Genomic DNA, 18,775 nt, shown 5'->3' with positions numbered 1-18,775 from the left:
ATAAAAGGAGCCTGGTCCAAAGTGGTAACGATGGTCACGTCTCCACCCAGAGCAACCTCGAGCTCGGACACGAGATCCTGAACACCGTTAGACACTGCAACTGTGTTGGCATCTGGAGTCTTGGTGATGGAAACAGCAAGTGATGGCTTGCCGTTAGTTCTTGCGATCGAAGTGACCGGAGAGTCCTCGTAGACAACATCGGCAACATCACCGATGGTTACAACACTCGATGAGCTGCCGCCAACCAGTGGAAGTGCCTCGATTGCCTCAACGGTGCTGACCGCCGAGCCCATCTGGATAGCGATCGAGCCATTGTCATCTACCAGGGTTCCAACCGGAAGCACAAGGCCATTAGCGGTTAGAGCGGTTGCAATGTCGCGCTGGGTTAGTCCTGCGGAAGCCAGACGGAACTGGTTCAAAGTTAGGTTTACCTGCTTGGTGATTGCTCCGGAAACCGCAACGTCGCGGACTCCATCAACCTGCTGGAAAATACTTGGAGCACTCTGCTCAAGCTCTTTGCCAATCGCTTCGTTGTCACCGTTGTCTGCAGAAACCGCAAGCACGATGATTGGAACAGAGTCAAAAGACCCTGACAGCACCTGAGGCTCAGCGCCCTGTGGCAGTGAGCCCTGGACCTTGCTCAGGGCATTGTTTAGGCGCTCTGTCGCCTGGGCGGTAGTGGTTCCGAAAGCAAATGAAACTCGAATTACAGACAGGCCAGTGGTTGAGGTGACGGTGGTGGATTCTAGGTTTTCTAAGCCCAAGACTGAATTCTCAATTGGCACCGATACCTGCTTGTCGACAACCTCAGGAGAGGCTCCCGCATAGCTGGTCACAATCGCAGCGGATGGAATCTCGATTGAAGGAATCAACTCCTGCTTGAGACTGCCGAGCGACAGAACGCCAAAAGCCGCAATGATCACGGTGACTAGCGCTACGACGGCGCGATTGGCAAGAGAAAGCTTAGAAAGTAAGAACAACTTCAACCTCGAATGTTTAGATGACTAGTTAGAACAGCCAACTACCAAGAATACTCCCAAAAACCCACTATTTTCTAGGCTTTACGGATAACCAACTGGCTTCAAAAGCTGCGCTTCTAGAAGTCCAAAGCCTTTATGAATCGAACCGGGTTACCAAAGCGATGAGCCGTGATGGCCACTGCCTGCTCCTTGAAGTAGGGGAGTAGCTCCAGGTAGCCAGATTCGGTGGGCTTTTGATCGTAAATTGCAATCTCACAACTTGCCAAAACGGAGTCAGCAGCAACCGGAGTAGAAGCGCCAATCCAGCGAACTCGGCTCTGGGAACCACCAACTCTTGCCAACCACTGGGATTCCGATTCGATCTTGATGCTCACGCCAAGCTTCCTTAGCGGTTTCAACAGGCGCTGCGGGATTTCATATGCTGAAACCGACCCGTTGCCAAGAGCTGCCATGGTTGCAATCGATCTCCAAGAGTCATATCGAGTTGCTGATTCGCTGATTCTGAGCTCGCAGCCCGCCGGAACATAGCGCAGTAAGTTGATCTCGCTTTGCAGACCACTTGGGTCAGTGCGCTGCGGGAAGTAATCACGTCTAGCAGCGATGTCGTTTTGCAGTCCACGGGTTAGCGACTCAACCTCTGAGTCAGTTAGTTCGCTCTCTGCCGCCAGTGCCAAAATCTGCAACAGCTGCTTGTCCTTAATCACTTCGCGCAACATCGCTGGCTTGGACCCAAAGTCGGTCAGAGTCGCCAGGTAGTTTGGGCCACCAGCTTTTGCGGTTGGACCGATTGAGCTGCGCTTCCAGCCACCAAATGGCTGGCGCTGGACGATTGCGCCGGTGATGGTGCGGTTGACGTAAAGGTTTCCTGCCTGCACCTTGGAGATCCAAAGGTTGATCTCATTCGGTTCTAGCGAGTGAAGACCGGCGGTTAGGCCATAATCAACGGCATTTTGTAGCGCAATCGCATCCTCGAGATCGCGTGCGGTCATCACCGACAGCATCGGTCCAAAGTATTCGGTTTTGTGTGACCTAGAGCCTGGACGAACCCCGGTCCGAATTCCAGGAGACCAAAGCTTGCCTGAGTCATCAAGCTTCTTTGGCTCTAGTAGCCAGTTCTCGCCGCGCTCAAGGCTGGTTAGTCCCTTTAACAGCTTGCCCTGTGGTGCCTCAATAACAGGTCCCATTTGGGCCATTGGGTCTTGCGGGTGAGCCACGTGAATCGACTTGACCGCATCTTCTAACTGGCGCATAAATCGCTTTGATTTAGCAACCGAGCCAACCAAAATTACGAGTGAAGCGGCAGAACACTTTTGACCGGCGTGGCCAAATGCCGAGTAGGCAATGTCCTTGACCGCAAGGTCTAGATCCGCGTTCGGGGTCACGATGATCGCGTTTTTACCACTGGTCTCTGCGAACAGTCTTAGGTTCGGGTTGAACTTGCGAAATCGCTCAGCAGTCTCAAAACCACCGGTCAGGATCACCTGGTCCACATCAGGATGTGAGATCAGCTGCGCGCCAAGGGCGCGCTCTGCTAGCTGAATCGGCACCAAAACACCCGCCGGCAAAACCTCATTCAATAGTGATGCAACTACCGCACCACATCGAGCAGCCTGACCCGCAGGCTTGAAGACCACCGCGGAACCAGCTGCAATAGCGGCAAGAGCGCTGCCGGCAGGAATAGCGATTGGGAAATTCCAAGGAGGGGTGACCAGAGTAACTCTTCTTGGCTTTGCCACGGCGCCATCGATCTCGGAGAGCTTTTTGGCCTGCTCTGCGTAGTAGTGAGCAAAGTCGATGGCCTCTGAAACTTCGGCATCCGCCTGGTCAAAAGCCTTACCGGTCTCGCTCATCGCAACCTCAATGAGGTCGGCTCGGTTGCGCTCTAGCAACACACCAATTTGATGTAGGAGAGCGGCTCTTTCGTAAGGGTCGCGCTTACCCCACTCAATTCCAGCCTGCTCGGCAGTGGCAATTGCTTCTTTTAGCGCAGTCTCGGTTTCGATGAACTGTTTTTCAATCTCAAGCTTTCCAAGTCGAGAGGAGCCACTGCGCTTGATGATCTCGTAAGCCCAGATTCTGTTACCAGCTAGCGCCGGGTCAGTGTCTGGAGCATTCCCAAATCCAGCTGCCGGGGTCACTGCCGAGTCATTACGACGATCCTGCAGGCGATTTGGAATTGGAACCTGGTCATCCAGCATCGACATGGAGGCTACGAAGCGATTCTTCTCGATAGCGAACGACTCTTGCTTGCTCAGCTGGAATGCATTGGAGAGGAAGTTTTCCTTGCTGGCACCCTCTTCAAGTCTGCGAATCAGGTAGGCAATAGCAACGTCAAACTCTTGCGGGTGAACAACCGGAGTGTAGAGAACCAGGGAACCAACGCTCTTGCGAACCACTTCGGCCTGAGCCGGGGCCATGCCGAGCAACATCTCGACATCCATACCGTTTTCAATACCGCGATGCTGAGACAGCGTCCACGCAAAAGCGAGGTCAAAAAGATTATGTCCGGCAACACCGATTCGAACATTCTGAATGCGATCTTGGGTAAGTGCGTAGTTCAGCACGCGCTTGTAGTTGGCATCTGCTGCAGCCTTCGACTCAACGGTTGCCAGTGGCCAGCCATGCATTTCGGCATCGACCTGCTCCATTGGTAAATTGGCACCCTTTACGACTCTTACCTTGATTGCAGCACCACCGGCAAGGACTCTGAGGGCAGCCCACTGCTGGAGGTCGATCATGGCTCGAAGCGCGTCAGGTAGATATGCCTGTAGCACGATTCCAGCAGGCAGTGATTTGAACTGAGGCTTGGACAAAATGCGCTTAAAGACCTCGATTGTGAGTTCTAGGTCGTGGTATTCCTCCATGTCCAAGTTGATGAACTTGTTTGCACCATCGCGCATGGCCAGTTCGTAAAGCGGAGTTAGACGCTCAACAACCTCGGTGACGTTTTCATCAAATGCCCACTTGGAGTGTGGGGCAGTGGTGGCAGAAACCTTCAGGGAGATGTAGTCAATGTCCTTGCGGCTCAGAAGCTCCGCAGTTTTATTGAGTTTGCGCTTGGCCTCAAGATCTCCAAGCACTGCCTCACCCAGCAGGTTTATGTTGAGCTTCGCGCCGGATCCCTTAATTCGTCGAAGCGCAGGACCGAGTTTCCCCATCGATGCGTCGATCACCAGGTGGCTCACCATATTCCTAAGCACCTTGCGGGCGATTGGTACAACTATCTGAGGGAACAGCGGTGCAAACACCGCGCCTAGGGAAATTAGAAAGCGAAGTGCGAAGGGCAAGAACTTAGGCGTTAGCTTGCGAAGTTGGTTTAGATTCTTGGCGGCAACCTTTTTATCTTCTGGGCGAATCACGCCATCAACGAATCCAACCGCAAATTCGAGTCCGTTTGGATCTTGAAGCAGTCCTGCTAGACGCTTGGATGCCTTTGGAGTCGGCAGCTTTGCTGCCTCTTCAATCCAATTTTGAGTCTGGGCAATAGCCGCCTCGATCAGTTCTTCTCTGCCTTGAATGGCAGGAATCTGAGTTGTGGAAAGCGACATTGGTCCCCTTGAAGCCGGAATGATATTTGCAACATTAACTCTAACCATTTCGAGGCAATAGAATTGGCATCTTGCCCTCGTAGCTCAGTGGATAGAGCAAGAGCCTTCTAATCTCTTGGTCGCAGGTTCGATTCCTGCCGAGGGCGCTTTTCGTACCCGCTGGCATGCGTTTTGATGCTATAAAGAGAGCATGCGCAAACTATTGGGCCTCACCCGCTACGCGGTTATCGTGCCAGCTATCGCTTCGATCATCGGAGCACTGCTATTGATGCTCCGCGGCTCGGTCGCCATGATTCAGGTGGTCTATGACACCGTGGTGAATCAGGCATACCTCAAGGACACCATCGTTGAGGTGCTAACCGCGGTTGATGCAATCCTGCTGGGCACCGTGCTCTTGGTTATTGGCTATGGCCTCTACGAGTTGTTTGTCGATGCCGACATCGAAGTCCCGGCCTGGTTGCAGGTTAGAGACCTCGATGACCTCAAATCGAAGCTGATCGGAGTTGTCGTTGCGATTATTGCAGTGGTCTTTGTCGGAATCTTCGTTGACGCCAAGCGTGGTGCCGATGTCATCTCTTACGGAGTTGGCGCTGGAGCCCTAGTCGCTGGTCTCGCTCTCTTTGCCTACGCCACTAAAAAACAGAGCAAGAACTCCGATGACAAGAGCTAGGTTTTAGCGAGAGCGCTGGCGATTGCGGTTAGCGTTTGCTGGCCTTGCAGGCTTTGCAGTTCGCTCCTGATTACCACCCTGAACATTCGGTCTGCCAGATTTTGGCTGGGCCGGACCAGATTGCTTTAGGGCACGCTTGCGTTGAGCGTTGCGACCATTTGAGGTTCCGCCACCACCCTGAGGCTGAGGAGCCTCAGCTACAGGCTTGACGTATGGTGCAACCTCACCAATAAGAGCGACAACCTCATCGGACTTCGCGCTAACGCGCATCGGAACCATATTGATCTTTGCCATCTTGAGTAGGTCAGTAACGTCTTTTCGCTGCTCAGGCAGTGTGATGGTAACTACGTCACCCTCAGCACCGGCTCGAGCGGTTCTGCCGGAGCGGTGAAGGTAGGCCTTGTGCTCGGCAGGTGGGTCAACGTGAACCACAAGGTCTACAAAGTCAACGTGTACGCCTCGAGCAGCTACATCGGTAGCGACCAAAACCTTTACCTTGCCCTCACTGAACGCAGCCAGGTTGCGGTCACGAGCCGGTTGGGACAGGTTGCCATGGAGGTCAACCGCTGGGATGCCGGCCTGGGTCAAGGTTCTTGCAAGCTTCTTGGCAGTGTGCTTGGTGCGCATAAACAGAATTCTTCGTCCAGTGCCAGAGGCAAGGGCGTGAATTAGTTGCTTCTTTGTTTGCGCATCCGACGCCTCAAACACATGGTGAGTCATCTGGGCGACAGGGGAGTTGACCTCATCAACAGAGTGCATCACCTGGTTCGAGAGGAACTTGTCTACAAGCTTGTTCACGCCGTTGTCCAAAGTTGCCGAGAACAGTAGGCGCTGTCCACCCGAAGGGGTAGCGTTCAAGATTCTGGTCACACCAGGCAAAAAGCCAAGGTCTGCCATGTGGTCGGCCTCATCCAAAACTGTCACCTCAATGGCGTCGAGCTTTAGAAAACCCTGAGCCATTAGGTCTTCAATGCGACCTGGGGTGGCAACGATGATTTCAACACCGGCCCTAAGAGCCTGAACCTGGCGCTGCTGAGAAATTCCACCAAAGATTGTGGTGACCCTAAGGTTCATTGCCTCAGCGATTGGCTGCAGGGTCTGGGTGATCTGAGTAGCAAGCTCTCTGGTTGGTGCAAGCACCAAGCCGCGAGGCTTGCGATCTGTGTTTCCGCGCTTGCCAGCAAGCCTTGCAACCATTGGAATACTGAAGGCAAGGGTTTTACCAGAGCCGGTCTTACCGCGGCCTAGAACGTCCCTGCCGGCAAGTGTGTCAGGCAAGGTGTCAACCTGAATAGGAAAAGGGGAGTCAATACCCTGAGCGCTAAGCACGTCTGCAATCGCTGCAGGCACGCCAAGATCGATAAATGATTTTTGAGACATAAGTTTTTAATTGCTTTCACTCGATGGCTAAAGCATCGATTTGTTGGACGAGCCTTTTGGCTCGAAATGGCGTACGCATCATTTGATGCATTCGTTCGCCGAAGGAAGAGAGAATCCACTGGAAGTGGAGCGTTCTACGACGCAATGTTGCGGTTTCCCGCTCATTACCTAAAGCCTAGTCCAGCTGGCCTTTTTCCGAAGGTTTATTTTCCTTGGGAGCGTTGGAGGCTAGTGAAAAACGGCCTCATAAAGCATGTAGAGACCTAGGAGTGTAAGTGCAAGCCCACCAATGCCGCGGAAGGTAGCAAGGCGCTGGTGGGAGCTAGCAAGCCAGCTCCTTGCCTGTCCAGCGGCAATTGCATAGACCGAGTCAGAGAGGACGCCAATAACGCTAAAAATTGCTCCCAGCAGCAACATTTGGATGACTGGATTACCTAGTTCTGGGGATGTGAATGAGGGTAGGGCAGCGATGAAGAACACGAAGGTCTTGGCATTTGTGATGCCAACCAGAAAGGATTGCCGAACCACCATTGTGGCGCTGCTGCGCTCCGCCTCCACTTCCAGATCAAAGTCGGCACGAGAAAGAATGGCTTTGACACCGAGGTAAATGATCATCCCAGCGCCAAACACCCGAATAGCCAAAAACAATAGCTCCGACTGCTGAATCGCAACCCCAAGGCCAAGTGAAATAACAACTATCTGGATGCCGACACCGAAGGCATTGCCCAAAACGCTCAATAGAGCTGCTTTGGTGCCCAAAATTAGTGCTCTACCAATGGTGAAAAGCACGCCAGGCCCTGGAACCACAATGATTACTAGCGCTAGCACCAGGAATGCTGTGAGGTTTGAGGAGCTAGGAAGCACTATTAGAGCGCTGCGGCCAAAGCGATGTCGACCATATTCCTAAAGCCAGTCTCGCGCTCTTCCGAGGAGGTCGAGGCAGAACCGTCCATTAGGTCCGAAACGGTCAGAATGGAGAGCGCTTTTCTGCCAAATCTTGCGGCCAGGGTGTAGAGCTGGCTGGTTTCCATTTCCAGCGCCAAAATGCCGAGTTTCTTCCACTGCTCCAAAGAATCAGTCTCGTCATAAAAGAGATCGCCTGATACGACACCACCGATGTGGAAGTCGATGCCCATTGTTCTCGCCTTAGCAACTGCCTTTTCAAGTAGTTCATAATCCGCGATGGGGGAGAAGTCCAAGCCGTTGGTCGCTCTGCGATTGATTGCGGAGTCGGTAGAGGCCGCCATTGCAATAACAACATCGCGCAATTTAGTCGGAGGCAAACCACCCGAGGTACCAACGCGAATAGCGGTTTGCACACCGTAGTCGTTGAAGAGTTCGTGTGCATAAATGCCAATGGAAGGCGCACCCATGCCGGTGCCCTGCACCGAGATTCGCGTTCCTTGGAATTCACCAGTGAAACCAAACATGTTTCGCACGCTGGAATATAGGGTTGCGTTCTCGAGCAAATTCTCTGCAATCCACTTCGCACGAAGTGGATCTCCAGGCAAAAGAACGATATCGGCTATCTCACCTGGCTTGGCTGCAATGTGGGTGCTCACATCTAGAGTCTAGAAGTTTCCCGATGTTGACGAACTAGGAACATCAAAATTGCCAATGCAACAAGTGAACTGGAAATACTCAGCGTAAGTGAAAGAATGCCCATCTCTACCAAAGCAAGGCCGAAGATAACTGGCGCGAAACTGAGAAGAATATCCGATGCGGCCATGATATGACCCTGGCGATGCCCGTAGTTCTTGGAACCAAAAAGGTGTAGCGGAAGGACACCTGCCGCCACCGTGAGAAAACCAGAGCCCATGCCATGCAGAAACGCGAATGCGACGTAGCCAAGCTCGTTGTATAGCGCCAAAGCGGATGCACCTATCGGATGCAGCACAAGCGCTAGCACTGCAACCAACACTGGCGTTAGCAGTTCAGGAAAGATTACCTGCAATAGTCTTGCCAACACTTGGCCCGGACCGAGCAGTGTCGCGGCAAGCAGGGCGAACTCTCCACTTGCGCCCGCGATGTCAATCACGAGAGGTAAGTGTGCCCCCATTGCAACCTGCACAAAACCGCCAAAGACGAAAAGCGCACTTGTGAGCACAACCAAAACCCTTGAAACCGGAGCCGCGTCTTGCCCAGTAGCAGCTCGAAGACTGCGTCTCCCGTGGCGCTGATCACGCTTTCCACCAGGCAGTGACAGGTGCAAAGGCAGCGAGATCAGGATGTGGGTTATGGCCCAAAACAATAGTGCCTCACGCCATGAGAACTTCCCCTCGATCCATGAGGTGATCGGCCAGCCAATGGTACTGGCGAACCCAGCGATCAAGGTTATCCCGGCGATCGTGCGACGCGCCTGATCCCCAAGAATCTCGACGGCTGAAGCGAAGGCAGCGTCATAGAGTCCTGCAGCCATTGCAATGCCCACGACTAACCAAGCCGCCCCAAAGCTAATCGGATCGGTAGCCAGCGACATCAACCCAAGGCCAATTGCGAAGAGTACAGAAGCTGCAGGCAACACGACTCGACCACCGAATCGATCAATTTGCTTCCCCAAGATCGGTCCCAGTAGTCCGCCGAGTATCGAAGCTAACGCTACGTAGCCGAAGTAGTTCTCGAACCGAAACCCAAGGTCTCGAGAAATGGGCTCGGCCAAAATTGCAGAGAGGTAGTAGGAAGAGGCGTAACCAATCGTTTGAGTGATTCCAAGCTGAACCGTCAATTGTTTGCGCGTCTTGGGCATTTCAAAAGATTACAAACGAATCCAGGCCCGTCTGGCACCCATGTCTTTCTGCTCACCAGTTGTTGGGCGCAACTTAACCTGCACGGTCTATTTTGAGAACATGATTGACAAAAACCATCCAGTAACCAGGTTGGCCAATTTGCGTGACCTCGGTGGTGCCGCAGGTAACCTTGGAGCCGTCAAGTCGGGGCTATTGTTCCGGTCGGACGACGTTGCCACCATTGATGATGCTCAACTCAGCGAGCTACTGGATCTGAAGCTAGGTCTCATTATTGACTTTCGTTCAAAAGCAGAGCTGGAAAGTATTGGCAGGGGGCCGCTAGCTAAAGAGGCAATCGACTATTTACATCTGCCGCTACTTGACTACATCGGAGAAGATCACAATCTTGGTTCTGAGCACCTAAGCCAAGAGTTCACAAATGAAATGCTGGGTTATTGGTATGCAGATGTCCTACGCAAGGCCGCGCCAATGATTGCTGAAGGAGTCTCTGCAATCGCAGAGCACGCAGGTCCTGCGCTTTTTCACTGCGCCATTGGAAAAGACCGCACGGGAATCTTTGCCTCAACTCTCTATTCCCTGCTAGAGGTCGATAGGGGTCACATTGTTCGCGACTTTGCTCGCACCGACGCTAATCTTCCTCAAATTTTGGCCCGCTTAGCTCATAGTCAACCGTTCTGGAACGAAGAGACCATGCGAAAGTCCGGAGCACTCATGCGAGCCCAGCCGCAGGCTCTAGAAGCGATGTTTGCAGCGGTTGCCTCAGACGGCACGACAATTACTCAAACCATGATCGCGGCGGGACTCTCGTCCAAGAGCGTTGCTCAGTTGAGAATCAAGCTCGTGGATTAGTCGAGCAACAGCTCCAAAACATAAGTCACATCAGGAACTACAAGGTCCGCCCCAGCCTGCAACAGGGTGTCTGAATCGTGGGCGCCCGAGAGAACGCCTACCTTTAGGCCCGCGCCAAAACGAATGCCGCTTTCAATATCAGATGCGGTATCTCCCAAAATGGCAACTTCAGTTGGATCCTCAACGCCGAGGGTATCTGCAACGTATCGCAGCATTGCAGGCGAAGGGCGACCCTCATTAGTTTCCGATGGCGTGGCTGTTGCATCAATCAGGTCAACCCAACCCAGTCCCGAAATCATTTGGTCAAGGGTTGAGCGATTGAATCCAGTGTTGACTGCTATTTTGACTCCGTTGGATCTCAATGACTTGAACATTTGCTCCACACCCACAAAAGGCTTTGCTTCAGAAGCACGGGTTAGGTAATAGTCCTGAAATTTCAGAGCTGCCTGGTTGGCAAGTTCTTGTGAACCAAGTAGGTGCTCGAAAACTTCAATCTTCGCCTGGCCCATAGTGTCTGTTGCATACTTGATGAATTTTTCCGATTGCTCATCCCAGAGCCCAGGAACCACCTCGCGGAATGCCTCTTCAAAGGCTGCCAAAACGACGCCATCGTCGGAAACGATGGTTCCTGCTACGTCAAATACCGCGAGCTTAAACAATGAACATCTCCTTGATTGAGGTTTCTGCGATTGCGGGGGATAGGGTGTTGCCTCGGCCGCCGGGACCGGTAACGACCATAATTCGGTCGCCAACTTTCTCTCGGACGCAAATAAGGTCGGCTGTGTTTTGGCTGTAGATACCCTGCCATCGGGTTACGACTCTGGGTCTTGTGCCAAGGATCGATTCAACCTCATCGAGCAGCAGTTCGTAACAGTCTTCGCGCATCTCGTGCGGGAAGGGCTCTTCGTAAACATGGGTATCTCCCATGGTGAGGGTGCCATCGATCCGCTGCTGCAATAGCAATTGCATGACCATCTCAGATACCAAAGAGCGCACTGGTTCAAGCTTTTCGATAGCAGTACCGCGGTACCCGGGATAAAACCTCAGCGAGTCAAAGTTCGCAATAGAGGTCGTTAGAGTTACTCCAGGGTGCTCCAGACGTGCCATCTGCAAGAAGACCCTTCGTAACGGTGCCTGTTTTAACAAGTCCGGGAATAGCGTGTTGTGATCAGCACCGGGAACCACGAATACGCAGTCGCCAGCAACTTCGCTACCACTTCGTAGCTGAAGCGTGACCGAAGCTCCGGTATCTGTAATGCCAGTAACTTCTTGACCTGGAAGATATTTGAAGTGAGAGTTTTTGTGCATGATGTCGCGCATTTCGCCCAGCACCAGATGTGGTTCGACGACGGCGTCTTGCGAGCAGTAGAGCCCACCGAAAACATTTGACCCTTTAATGCCCGGGTTGATCTCCTGCAATTCTTTTCGATCAATCGCCCTCCACCCACGAAGTTCGGCATCGGGATACTCGGCCACCTCCTCAATCACCTCTTGGTGATTGTCTTTGGTGGCCACCAAGATGGATCCGGTTGCGCGAAACGTCAGTTCTGGGTGCTCCAGGGCGATTTTCCCCCACAGCTCTCTCGCTCGAAGCGCAACCTGAAGCTCTTCTCCTGCTGCGCGTCCTCCTACGGCGACCATGCCGAAGTTCCTAACGGATGCACCAGATGGTTTGGCATCTCTCTCAATCAGCGTGACATGATGGCCAGCCTCGAGAGCGAAGTAGGCGTGCATTGTCCCAAAGACACCTGCACCTACGATCAGAACATCAGACATAATCAGCTCCTAAATGACTTGCTTACGAACGTAACCGGCAAGAATTTCGATGAGGTAAACGATGATGAAAATCGCAAGGATAATTGCCCCTGTTGTGTCAAAACGCAGGACCTTCAAGGAGTTAAAAAGAAGAAAGCCAATGCCACCACCGCCCACAATGCCAAGAATTGCCGATGAGCGTATGTTTATGTCAAAGGTGTAGAGCAACTGCCCAATAAGAGCAGGCATGACCTGCGGTAAAACTGAAACGAAGAGTTCCTGGAATCGTGTTGCTCCAGTGGCCCGGACAGCCTCTCTGGGAGCTGGATTGATTTCTTCGATCGCATCTGCGAGCAGCTTGGCCAGAAAGCCTGCAGTGCCGATGGACAGTGCGAAAATACCCGCAACAGGACCCAGCCCGGTGGCCGCAACAAACACAATCGCCAAAATCAGTTCCGGAATGCCTCGAATGATTACAAGAATCACCCTGGTGATTCCGTAAACGAGTTTGTTTACAGTTACGTTGGCAGCGGCCAAGAATCCCAAAGGGATGGAAATAAGCGAACCAAGAACAGTAGACACCGCAGCGATTGCCAGTGTTTCAGTGATTCCCTGGACAATTTGAGGCCACGCAGAGGCAAAGTCAGGTGGGAACATTCTTAGCGTGAAGGTAAAGATTTCCCCGAAACTTCCCAGGAGCTCTAGAAAGTCAACCTGGACCGATACAAAGCCGGCGAGGATCAACCCCATAAAAAAGTACCCATAGCCGTTTGTGATCAGACGCATGCGAGTCCAAGGTGGCAAGATTCTAGGATTGGCTCTGACAGCTGGTTCACCTACTGCATCCGCACCTGAATTGTGGTTCTTGGAGTCACCCTCTTGTTTCAGCAATATAGAGCGCACTGCTGCCGATAGCAGTTCCATCGCAAGGATGAAGCCGAAGATAATTGCAACGACACCAAGTGCCTCGGAGTAATCCAAGCGCCCCAGCCGCTCCTTGAGCAGCAACCCCACGCCACCGGCTCCAACAAGGCCTAGAACGGTTGATGACCTTAGGTTAATGTCGAGTCGGAAAAGCGCAACAGAAATGAAGGCCGGAGTGATTTGTGGCACGATGGTCGCGATAATCGACTGCAAGCTGGTTGCTCCTACCGAGTTAACTGCTTCTCTGGGTGCCGGGTCTGTCTGTTCTATTGCATCTGCCAGGAGCTTGCCAACCATTCCAATCGAGTGAAAGGCGAGCGCCAGAATTCCCGGGAGTACCCCGATTCCAAGAGCTCGAACGAAAATCAGAGCAAATACGAGGTCAGGGACGGCGCGCGAAAAAACAATTACTCCGCGGGCTAAGGCGTATACGGCAGGGTGCGGGGTTGTGTTTCGGGCTGCCATGAACGCTAATGGCACACTGAGCACCAAAGCGATGAATGTGCCTAAAACCGCTATCCAAAAAGTCTCCAGGGTGAGCTTCAGCGCGCGTTCCCAGTCTGCAAAGGACGGTGGGAGCATGTAGTCAATCAGGTTATTTATGTCATCGAGGCCCGCAAAAACCGACACCAAGTCCATGTCCACGAAGATCCATCCCCAAACCGCCACCAAGAAGAATCCAGAAATTGTCCCTCTGGTTACAAACGTTGGTTTGGTGATTTTAGGTGTGAGGTTTGGCTTGCCTCCGGGTCGCAGGCCCTGCATTAGCTGAGTTTGCCCATCTTGAATAGCGATTCCTTCGCTAATTCCTCTGCGTTCATCCCCTCTGGAGTGACGCGCTGGTAAACCTCCATGACCTTCTTGGTTCCGATCTTCTTGGGCTCATCGTCCAAAACCACGACACCGTCGCGTAGGCCAACGATTCGATCTGCCCAGCCCATTGCAAGTTCAACCTGATGCAGTGTCACAACTACAGTGAGGTCCTCCTCTTTTGCAATGCGCAGCATGATATCCATGACCTGGGCGCTGGACTCCGGGTCCAGCGAGGCAACTGGTTCATCGGCAAGCATTAGAGAAGGTTTCTGCATTAGCGAACGCGCAATAGCAACTCGCTGCATTTGACCTCCGGACAGTGTGTCAGCTCGCTGGAAGGCATAGTCACCTAGTCCGACTCTGTCGAGGTGCTCCATGGCCTGCTTTCTTAACTCGAGCTTGTAGCTAGCAACACCGAATCTTGGACCGGAAATCGAGCCAAGTGCTCCGCTGAGCACGTTCTCTATCGCGGTCAGACGACCCACCAGCCCGAACTGCTGAAAGATGAAGCCGACTTGTCGACGCAAGGCACGCAGTTCCCTTGGGTTAGCGCTATTCACATGCGTGCCCAGGACGTGAATGTCGCCAGTTGTTGGTTGGGTGAGGCCGTTCAGGTGGCGCATCAGCGTTGACTTTCCTGAGCCTGAAAGCCCAATTAGGGCCATCATTTGACCCTTTGGCACTGAGAGGCTAACGCCCTTGAGCGCAACGGTGCCGTTTGGAAAAACTTTTGTTACATATTGCACGTCAATTACTGTCTGAGTCATCTTCACCTCTTGGTTTGTGACAAAACCGGAGGCCATCAGCTGGCCCCCGGTTTTGACAATTATCTGAAGAAATTACTCACACTTTGAAGAGCCGGTGGTCTTGCAAACCTTGCGAACGCCGTCGTAGAAGGAGTCATCCTTCTCAACGTAACCCCAGACATTCTCGTCAGTCAGACCACAGTCATCCACGGTGGTGCAAATGCCAGCGGCAATCAGAGCATCAACGTTTACTTCTTCCAGGATGATGCGCTTGATCTCTGCCTTCAGGCTCTCTGGCAGACCTGCCTGCATTGCAAGCGGAGATCCAGCGATTACTTCAGACTTCCATACTGTCTTGATTTCACCCTCTGCGATGTCGCCAGACTCGATTAGGTTCTTGTCAACCATTGCGTCGAAAGCGAAGCCAACTTCGCAGTCACCGTTCTTGACTGATAGAACAGATGCATCGTGGCCACCTGCAAAGACCGGAGTGATGCCGGTTTCTAGGTCAATACCTGCCGAGAGAAGACCTTCAGATGGGTAAAGGTATCCAGAGGTTGATCCTGGGTCAACAAAGCAAACAGTCTTGCCTGCGAAGTCAGCAATCGAGTTGACTGAGTCATTTGAACCGAGAGTGATTCCGTAAGACTGGTAGCCAGGCTCGATGTCAGGGCCGTCGGTCATGACGCCCGCAATCTCGAGCGTCGCGCCGCGCACACCTGCGAGAACATAGGAGAAAGGCCCGTACTGAGCGAGGTCAACGTTGCCAGCAACCTGGCCCTCGATGATACCTGCATAGTCGGTAGCTTGGAAGAACTCCACTTCAATGCCTAGGCCGGCCTCTAAAGCGTCAAGAATCTTTTGGTAGCTCTCTACTAGCGACGAGGATTCTTCCGACGGAACAGCGCCGAAGACCAACTTCTCTGGCCAGTCAGTGCGATCGACAGTGGATGTAGCAGCAGACGAAGTCGTCTCAGTGGTGGTCTCGGCAGCTGGCGCACATCCGGTTAGGACTGCAGCCATTACAGCGGAAGCTGCAAGTGCCGAAAGCTTGGTAGCTGTTGAAATCATTATGGTTTCTCTCCGTGTTTGAGGGCGGGACCTTCCCGCACTGGAAAGAAACTAATTATAAAAATCCAACCTAAAGGCATTGTTTCGTGAACTGCAGTTGAAAGAAAAAAATCGAACGGTTCAGATAGCAACCTGTCGTTTGCCTAGCGAAGTTCTTTGTTCGCAGTTTGTTCAGGTGAGCTCGAACTGCCCGCCCTCAATCTGACCCTGCTTGCGGTACAGATCGAGCTTTTGGCGAGTGTCTTGAATGTCCAAGTTGCGCATGGTGAGCTGACCGATACGGTCGGCCGGTCCAAAAGCAGAATCCTCGGTGCGCTCCATGGAGAGCTTCTCTGGGTGGTAGCTAAAGTTCTCACCCTCGGTCGAAACAATCGTGTAGTCATCGCCGTGGCGAAGCCTCAAGGTCACCGAGCCATTGATTGCGCTGGCAACCCATTTGGTTAGTGATTCGCGGAGCATTAGGGTCTGCGGGTCTAGCCAGCGGCCTTCGTAAAGCAAACGACCCATGCGACGACCCTCAGCGTGGTAGTTCGCGATGGTGTCCTCGTTGTGGATCGCGCTCATAAGACGCTCATAAGCAATGTGAATCAGAGCCATTCCAGGAGCCTCGTAGATACCGCGACTCTTGGCTTCGATGATTCGGTTCTCGATCTGATCGCTCATGCCTAGGCCGTGACGGCCACCAATGGCATTTGCCTCCATAATTACGTCCGCAGCTGAAGCTAGCATCTTGCCATTGATTGCAACCGGCCGTCCCTGCGAGAAGGTGATCTTTACGTCTTCGGTCTTGATCTCAACACTTGGATCCCAGAACTTTACGCCCATGATCGGTTCAACAATTTCAAAGGAGGTGTCGAGATACTCAAGAGACTTAGCCTCATGGGTGGCACCAAGCATGTTGGCATCGGTCGAGTAAGCCTTTTCTTTGCTGGCTCGGTAGGGGAGCTTTCGCTCCTGTAGCCATTCGCTCATCTCGTGTCGGCCACCAAGTTCGGTGACAAAGTCAGTATCCAACCAAGGCTTGTAAATCTTGAGGTTTGGGTTTGCCAAAAGGCCATAGCGGTAGAAGCGCTCGATGTCGTTGCCCTTGTAGGTTGAGCCATCGCCCCAGATCTCGACGCCGTCTTCACGCATCGCGCGAACCAAAAGAGTTCCTGTTACAACTCGTCCCAATGGGGTGGTGTTGAAGTAAACCTTGCCGCCGGTGCGAATGTGGAAAGCGCCGCAAGCAATAGCTGCTAGACCTTCTTCGGCCAGAGATTCACGGCAGTCAACCAATCGCCCAGCCTCAGCGCCATATTCGGTTGCTCGAGCGGGAATCGAATCGATGTCATCCTCGTCGTACTGACCAAGGTTCGCGGTGTAGGCGTAAGGAATTGCACCTTTTTCGCGCATCCACGCGACCGCAACTGACGTATCGAGACCGCCAGAAAATGCGATACCGACCTTTTGACCAACTGGTAGAGAAGCTAGAACCTTAGACACAGGCTCTAGGGTAACGGAAAACTTACCGCTACGCCCTTGCCATCGCACTTCGAAGAGTGTCCAGACCGAGACCACCAAGGTTCAGTGCGGTCTTGTGGAACTCCTTGATGTCAAAGCTTGCTCCCTTGCGAGCGGCGTAGTCATCGCGAATCTGCTCCCAGATACGCTGACCTACCTTGTAGCTCGGGGCCTGTGCTGGCCAGCCGAAGTACCTGGTTACCTCAAAGCGCACGAACTCTGGGCTCATGTTTACGTTGCTGCGCATGAAGTTCAGCGCGTAGTCAAAGTCCCAAACCCCGGTGCCCTCAAGGTTCTGCTTACCAAGGTGAACACCGATATCAAGCACCACGCGGGCAGCGCGCATGCGCTGTCCGTCTAGCATTCCTAGACGATCCGCAGGGTTTGATAGGAAACCAAGCTCCTCCATCAAGCGCTCTGCATACAGTGCCCAGCCCTCACCGTGACCAGAGGTCCAGGAGGAAAGCCTGCGCCAGGCGTTTAGGGTGTCGCGAATGTAGGTGGCTTGTGCGACCTGCAGGTGGTGTCCTGGAACACCTTCGTGGTACACGGTGGTGGTTTCACGCCAGGTGTCAAACTCGGTAACGCCAACCGGAACCGACCACCACATTCTGCCCGGGCGGGAGAAGTCATCGGACGGACCGGTGTAGTAGATGCCACCGTGCTGGGTTGGAGCGATCATGCACTCAAGCTTCTTGATTGGATCTGCGATCTCAAAGTGAGTTCCAGATAGCTTGGCGATTGCCTCATCGCTTAGCTTCTGCATCCACTTCTGCAAAGCATCGGTGCCGTGCAGCTTGGTGCTTGGGTCATTCTCGAGGTGCTTCACGGCTTCTGCAACCGATGCACCCGGAAGAATCTCGTTTGCTACCGCGGTCTGCTCTGCGATAACACGAGCAAGTTCTTCCTTGCCCCACTCGTAGGTCTCGTCTAGATCAACGGTTGCCCCTAGGAAACGGCGGCTGAGAATCTGGTAGCGCTCGCGTCCAATGGCATCTGGGGAGGTGCTGCGTGGCAGCAGTCCCTTTAGGTAGTCGCCAAATTCGGCATAGCCAGCGGTTGCTGAAACGGCTGCCTCCGCTAGTTGCTTTTTTAGCGACTCTGGAAGTTCTCCGCTTTCGGCCTTGGCGTTTTTAGCAAAGGTGTGGAAGAAGCCATCAGCTGTCGTGATCTGCTCAGCCTGCTTGATTACCTCGGTGAGCTGACGGGCTGCTGGCGCGTCATTGCGCTTAGCTCCCTCTTCAAGGCTTCTGGCATAGCCGCGAAGTGACTCGCCAACCTTGGACATTCTCGATGACAGGTTCTCCCAGTCCTCAACAGTTGCGGTAGGGGAGATGTCAAAAACATCACGGACACCCTGAGCAGCAGATGCAATGTTGTTTAGGCTGCGGAAGGCAAGGCCTGAATCGTAGGTCGCGATCTCACCTTTGAGTGAGAAAAGCATGGCCTCTTTGGTAACCATGTCAATGTCATCTGCTGGGGTTAGTGCTTCAAGCTTGGCAATAACCGCTTTGATATCGGTTTGCTCTTGAGCTAGGGCCTCTGGAGAGTAGTCATCCATATCTCCTTCGCCACCTGGGTAGCCAATTGATGTGGCGAATGATGGGTATGTGGCCGCTTGATCCTTTACCAATTGGTTAGCAAGCTGGTCGATCTGAGTTTCTACACGCTTCATTGCGGAGTCCTTTCAACCCCACAATGTTGCCACACTTTCTAGTCCTTGAGAACCTTGAAGGTTGCAAGGGTTCGATCATCCACAAATGCAATTCGAGTGCCGGAATCACGCGCA

The 18,775-nt window shown here is 53.0% G+C and carries 15 protein-coding genes and 1 tRNA gene; 3 read left to right on the top strand and 13 right to left on the bottom strand.

Going from position 1 to position 18,775, the window contains the following annotated elements:
• Both AC128V_RS03165 and AC128V_RS03160 read right to left on the bottom strand, forming a co-directional pair.
• Window positions 1-986 (bottom strand): efflux RND transporter permease subunit (locus AC128V_RS03165; protein WP_482763228.1); only part of this gene is annotated, 986 nt, incomplete at its 3' end.
• Window positions 987-1,096: 110 nt separating this feature from the next.
• The gene (locus tag AC128V_RS03160; protein ID WP_482763227.1) at window positions 1,097-4,528 is read right to left on the bottom strand and encodes a bifunctional proline dehydrogenase/L-glutamate gamma-semialdehyde dehydrogenase; all 3,432 of its coding nucleotides are present in this window, start codon (window positions 4,526-4,528) and stop codon (window positions 1,097-1,099) included.
• A 73-nt stretch (window positions 4,529-4,601) separates the two neighbouring features.
• Between AC128V_RS03160 and AC128V_RS03155 the strand changes: the two genes are divergently transcribed.
• Window positions 4,602-4,674, top strand: a tRNA-Arg gene (locus AC128V_RS03155).
• Between the two features lie 44 nt (window positions 4,675-4,718).
• Window positions 4,719-5,198, top strand: a complete 480-nt coding sequence (locus AC128V_RS03150; protein WP_482763226.1) for a YqhA family protein — start codon at window positions 4,719-4,721, stop codon at window positions 5,196-5,198.
• A 3-nt stretch (window positions 5,199-5,201) separates the two neighbouring features.
• Here AC128V_RS03150 and AC128V_RS03145 read toward each other — a convergent pair whose 3' ends face one another.
• The 4 genes from AC128V_RS03145 to AC128V_RS03130 form a co-directional block, all read right to left on the bottom strand.
• The gene (locus AC128V_RS03145; RefSeq protein ID WP_482763225.1) at window positions 5,202-6,578 is read right to left on the bottom strand and encodes a DEAD/DEAH box helicase; all 1,377 of its coding nucleotides are present in this window, start codon (window positions 6,576-6,578) and stop codon (window positions 5,202-5,204) included.
• Window positions 6,579-6,806: 228 nt separating this feature from the next.
• Window positions 6,807-7,442, bottom strand: coding sequence for a LysE family translocator (locus tag AC128V_RS03140; RefSeq protein WP_482763224.1), 636 nt, complete (start codon window positions 7,440-7,442; stop codon window positions 6,807-6,809).
• Between the two features lie 2 nt (window positions 7,443-7,444).
• Window positions 7,445-8,140: a purine-nucleoside phosphorylase gene (gene deoD / locus AC128V_RS03135; protein WP_482763223.1), complete on the bottom strand. Its 696-nt coding sequence runs from the start codon at window positions 8,138-8,140 to the stop codon at window positions 7,445-7,447.
• Window positions 8,141-8,142: 2 nt separating this feature from the next.
• Window positions 8,143-9,324 carry an MFS transporter gene (locus tag AC128V_RS03130; RefSeq protein ID WP_482763222.1) on the bottom strand — a complete coding sequence of 394 codons (1,182 nt, stop codon included), beginning with the start codon at window positions 9,322-9,324 and terminating at the stop codon, window positions 8,143-8,145.
• Window positions 9,325-9,424: 100 nt separating this feature from the next.
• Between AC128V_RS03130 and AC128V_RS03125 the strand changes: the two genes are divergently transcribed.
• Window positions 9,425-10,174 carry a tyrosine-protein phosphatase gene (locus AC128V_RS03125; protein ID WP_482763221.1) on the top strand — a complete coding sequence of 250 codons (750 nt, stop codon included), beginning with the start codon at window positions 9,425-9,427 and terminating at the stop codon, window positions 10,172-10,174.
• Here the strand turns inward: AC128V_RS03125 and AC128V_RS03120 are convergent.
• The 7 genes from AC128V_RS03120 to AC128V_RS03090 form a co-directional block, all read right to left on the bottom strand.
• Window positions 10,171-10,833, bottom strand: coding sequence for an HAD family hydrolase (locus AC128V_RS03120; RefSeq protein ID WP_482763220.1), 663 nt, complete (start codon window positions 10,831-10,833; stop codon window positions 10,171-10,173). The two genes, AC128V_RS03125 and AC128V_RS03120, sit on opposite strands and share 4 nt — an antisense overlap.
• Window positions 10,826-11,950, bottom strand: coding sequence for an FAD-dependent oxidoreductase (locus tag AC128V_RS03115; RefSeq protein WP_482763219.1), 1,125 nt, complete (start codon window positions 11,948-11,950; stop codon window positions 10,826-10,828). The genes AC128V_RS03120 and AC128V_RS03115 overlap by 8 nt, the downstream gene beginning before the upstream one ends.
• A 9-nt stretch (window positions 11,951-11,959) precedes the next feature.
• The gene (gene phnE / locus AC128V_RS03110; RefSeq protein WP_482763218.1) at window positions 11,960-13,618 is read right to left on the bottom strand and encodes a phosphonate ABC transporter, permease protein PhnE; all 1,659 of its coding nucleotides are present in this window, start codon (window positions 13,616-13,618) and stop codon (window positions 11,960-11,962) included.
• Window positions 13,618-14,433 (bottom strand): phosphonate ABC transporter ATP-binding protein, encoded by an 816-nt coding sequence (gene phnC, locus AC128V_RS03105; protein WP_482763217.1) that lies wholly within the window; start codon window positions 14,431-14,433, stop codon window positions 13,618-13,620. Before phnC ends, phnE begins: the two co-directional genes overlap by 1 nt.
• Before the next feature lie 72 nt (window positions 14,434-14,505).
• Window positions 14,506-15,483: a phosphate/phosphite/phosphonate ABC transporter substrate-binding protein gene (locus AC128V_RS03100; protein WP_482763216.1), complete on the bottom strand. Its 978-nt coding sequence runs from the start codon at window positions 15,481-15,483 to the stop codon at window positions 14,506-14,508.
• 171 nt (window positions 15,484-15,654) lie between these two features.
• The gene (argG, locus tag AC128V_RS03095) at window positions 15,655-16,968 is read right to left on the bottom strand and encodes an argininosuccinate synthase (protein WP_482763215.1); all 1,314 of its coding nucleotides are present in this window, start codon (window positions 16,966-16,968) and stop codon (window positions 15,655-15,657) included.
• A 28-nt stretch (window positions 16,969-16,996) separates the two neighbouring features.
• Window positions 16,997-18,661 carry a DUF885 domain-containing protein gene (locus tag AC128V_RS03090; RefSeq protein ID WP_482763214.1) on the bottom strand — a complete coding sequence of 555 codons (1,665 nt, stop codon included), beginning with the start codon at window positions 18,659-18,661 and terminating at the stop codon, window positions 16,997-16,999.
• Between the last annotated feature and the right edge of the window lie 114 nt (window positions 18,662-18,775).

Source organism: Aquiluna sp. (assembly GCF_965064355.1).
This window is presented reverse-complemented; position numbering and strand designations above follow the sequence as displayed.

What these genes read in the sequence shown, in the direction of transcription:
- AC128V_RS03090 (WP_482763214.1), bottom strand. Translation starts at nt 18,661, where the DNA reads ATGAAGCGTGTAGAAACTCAGATCGACCAGCTTGCTAACCAATTGGTA.
- phnE (WP_482763218.1), bottom strand. Translation starts at nt 13,618, where the DNA reads ATGCAGGGCCTGCGACCCGGAGGCAAGCCAAACCTCACACCTAAAATC.
- AC128V_RS03145 (WP_482763225.1), bottom strand. Translation starts at nt 6,578, where the DNA reads ATGTCTCAAAAATCATTTATCGATCTTGGCGTGCCTGCAGCGATTGCA.
- AC128V_RS03100 (WP_482763216.1), bottom strand. Translation starts at nt 15,483, where the DNA reads ATGATTTCAACAGCTACCAAGCTTTCGGCACTTGCAGCTTCCGCTGTA.
- AC128V_RS03125 (WP_482763221.1), top strand. Translation starts at nt 9,425, where the DNA reads ATGATTGACAAAAACCATCCAGTAACCAGGTTGGCCAATTTGCGTGAC.
- AC128V_RS03160 (WP_482763227.1), bottom strand. Translation starts at nt 4,528, where the DNA reads ATGTCGCTTTCCACAACTCAGATTCCTGCCATTCAAGGCAGAGAAGAA.
- AC128V_RS03115 (WP_482763219.1), bottom strand. Translation starts at nt 11,950, where the DNA reads ATGTCTGATGTTCTGATCGTAGGTGCAGGTGTCTTTGGGACAATGCAC.
- AC128V_RS03150 (WP_482763226.1), top strand. Translation starts at nt 4,719, where the DNA reads ATGCGCAAACTATTGGGCCTCACCCGCTACGCGGTTATCGTGCCAGCT.
- phnC (WP_482763217.1), bottom strand. Translation starts at nt 14,433, where the DNA reads ATGACTCAGACAGTAATTGACGTGCAATATGTAACAAAAGTTTTTCCA.
- AC128V_RS03130 (WP_482763222.1), bottom strand. Translation starts at nt 9,324, where the DNA reads ATGCCCAAGACGCGCAAACAATTGACGGTTCAGCTTGGAATCACTCAA.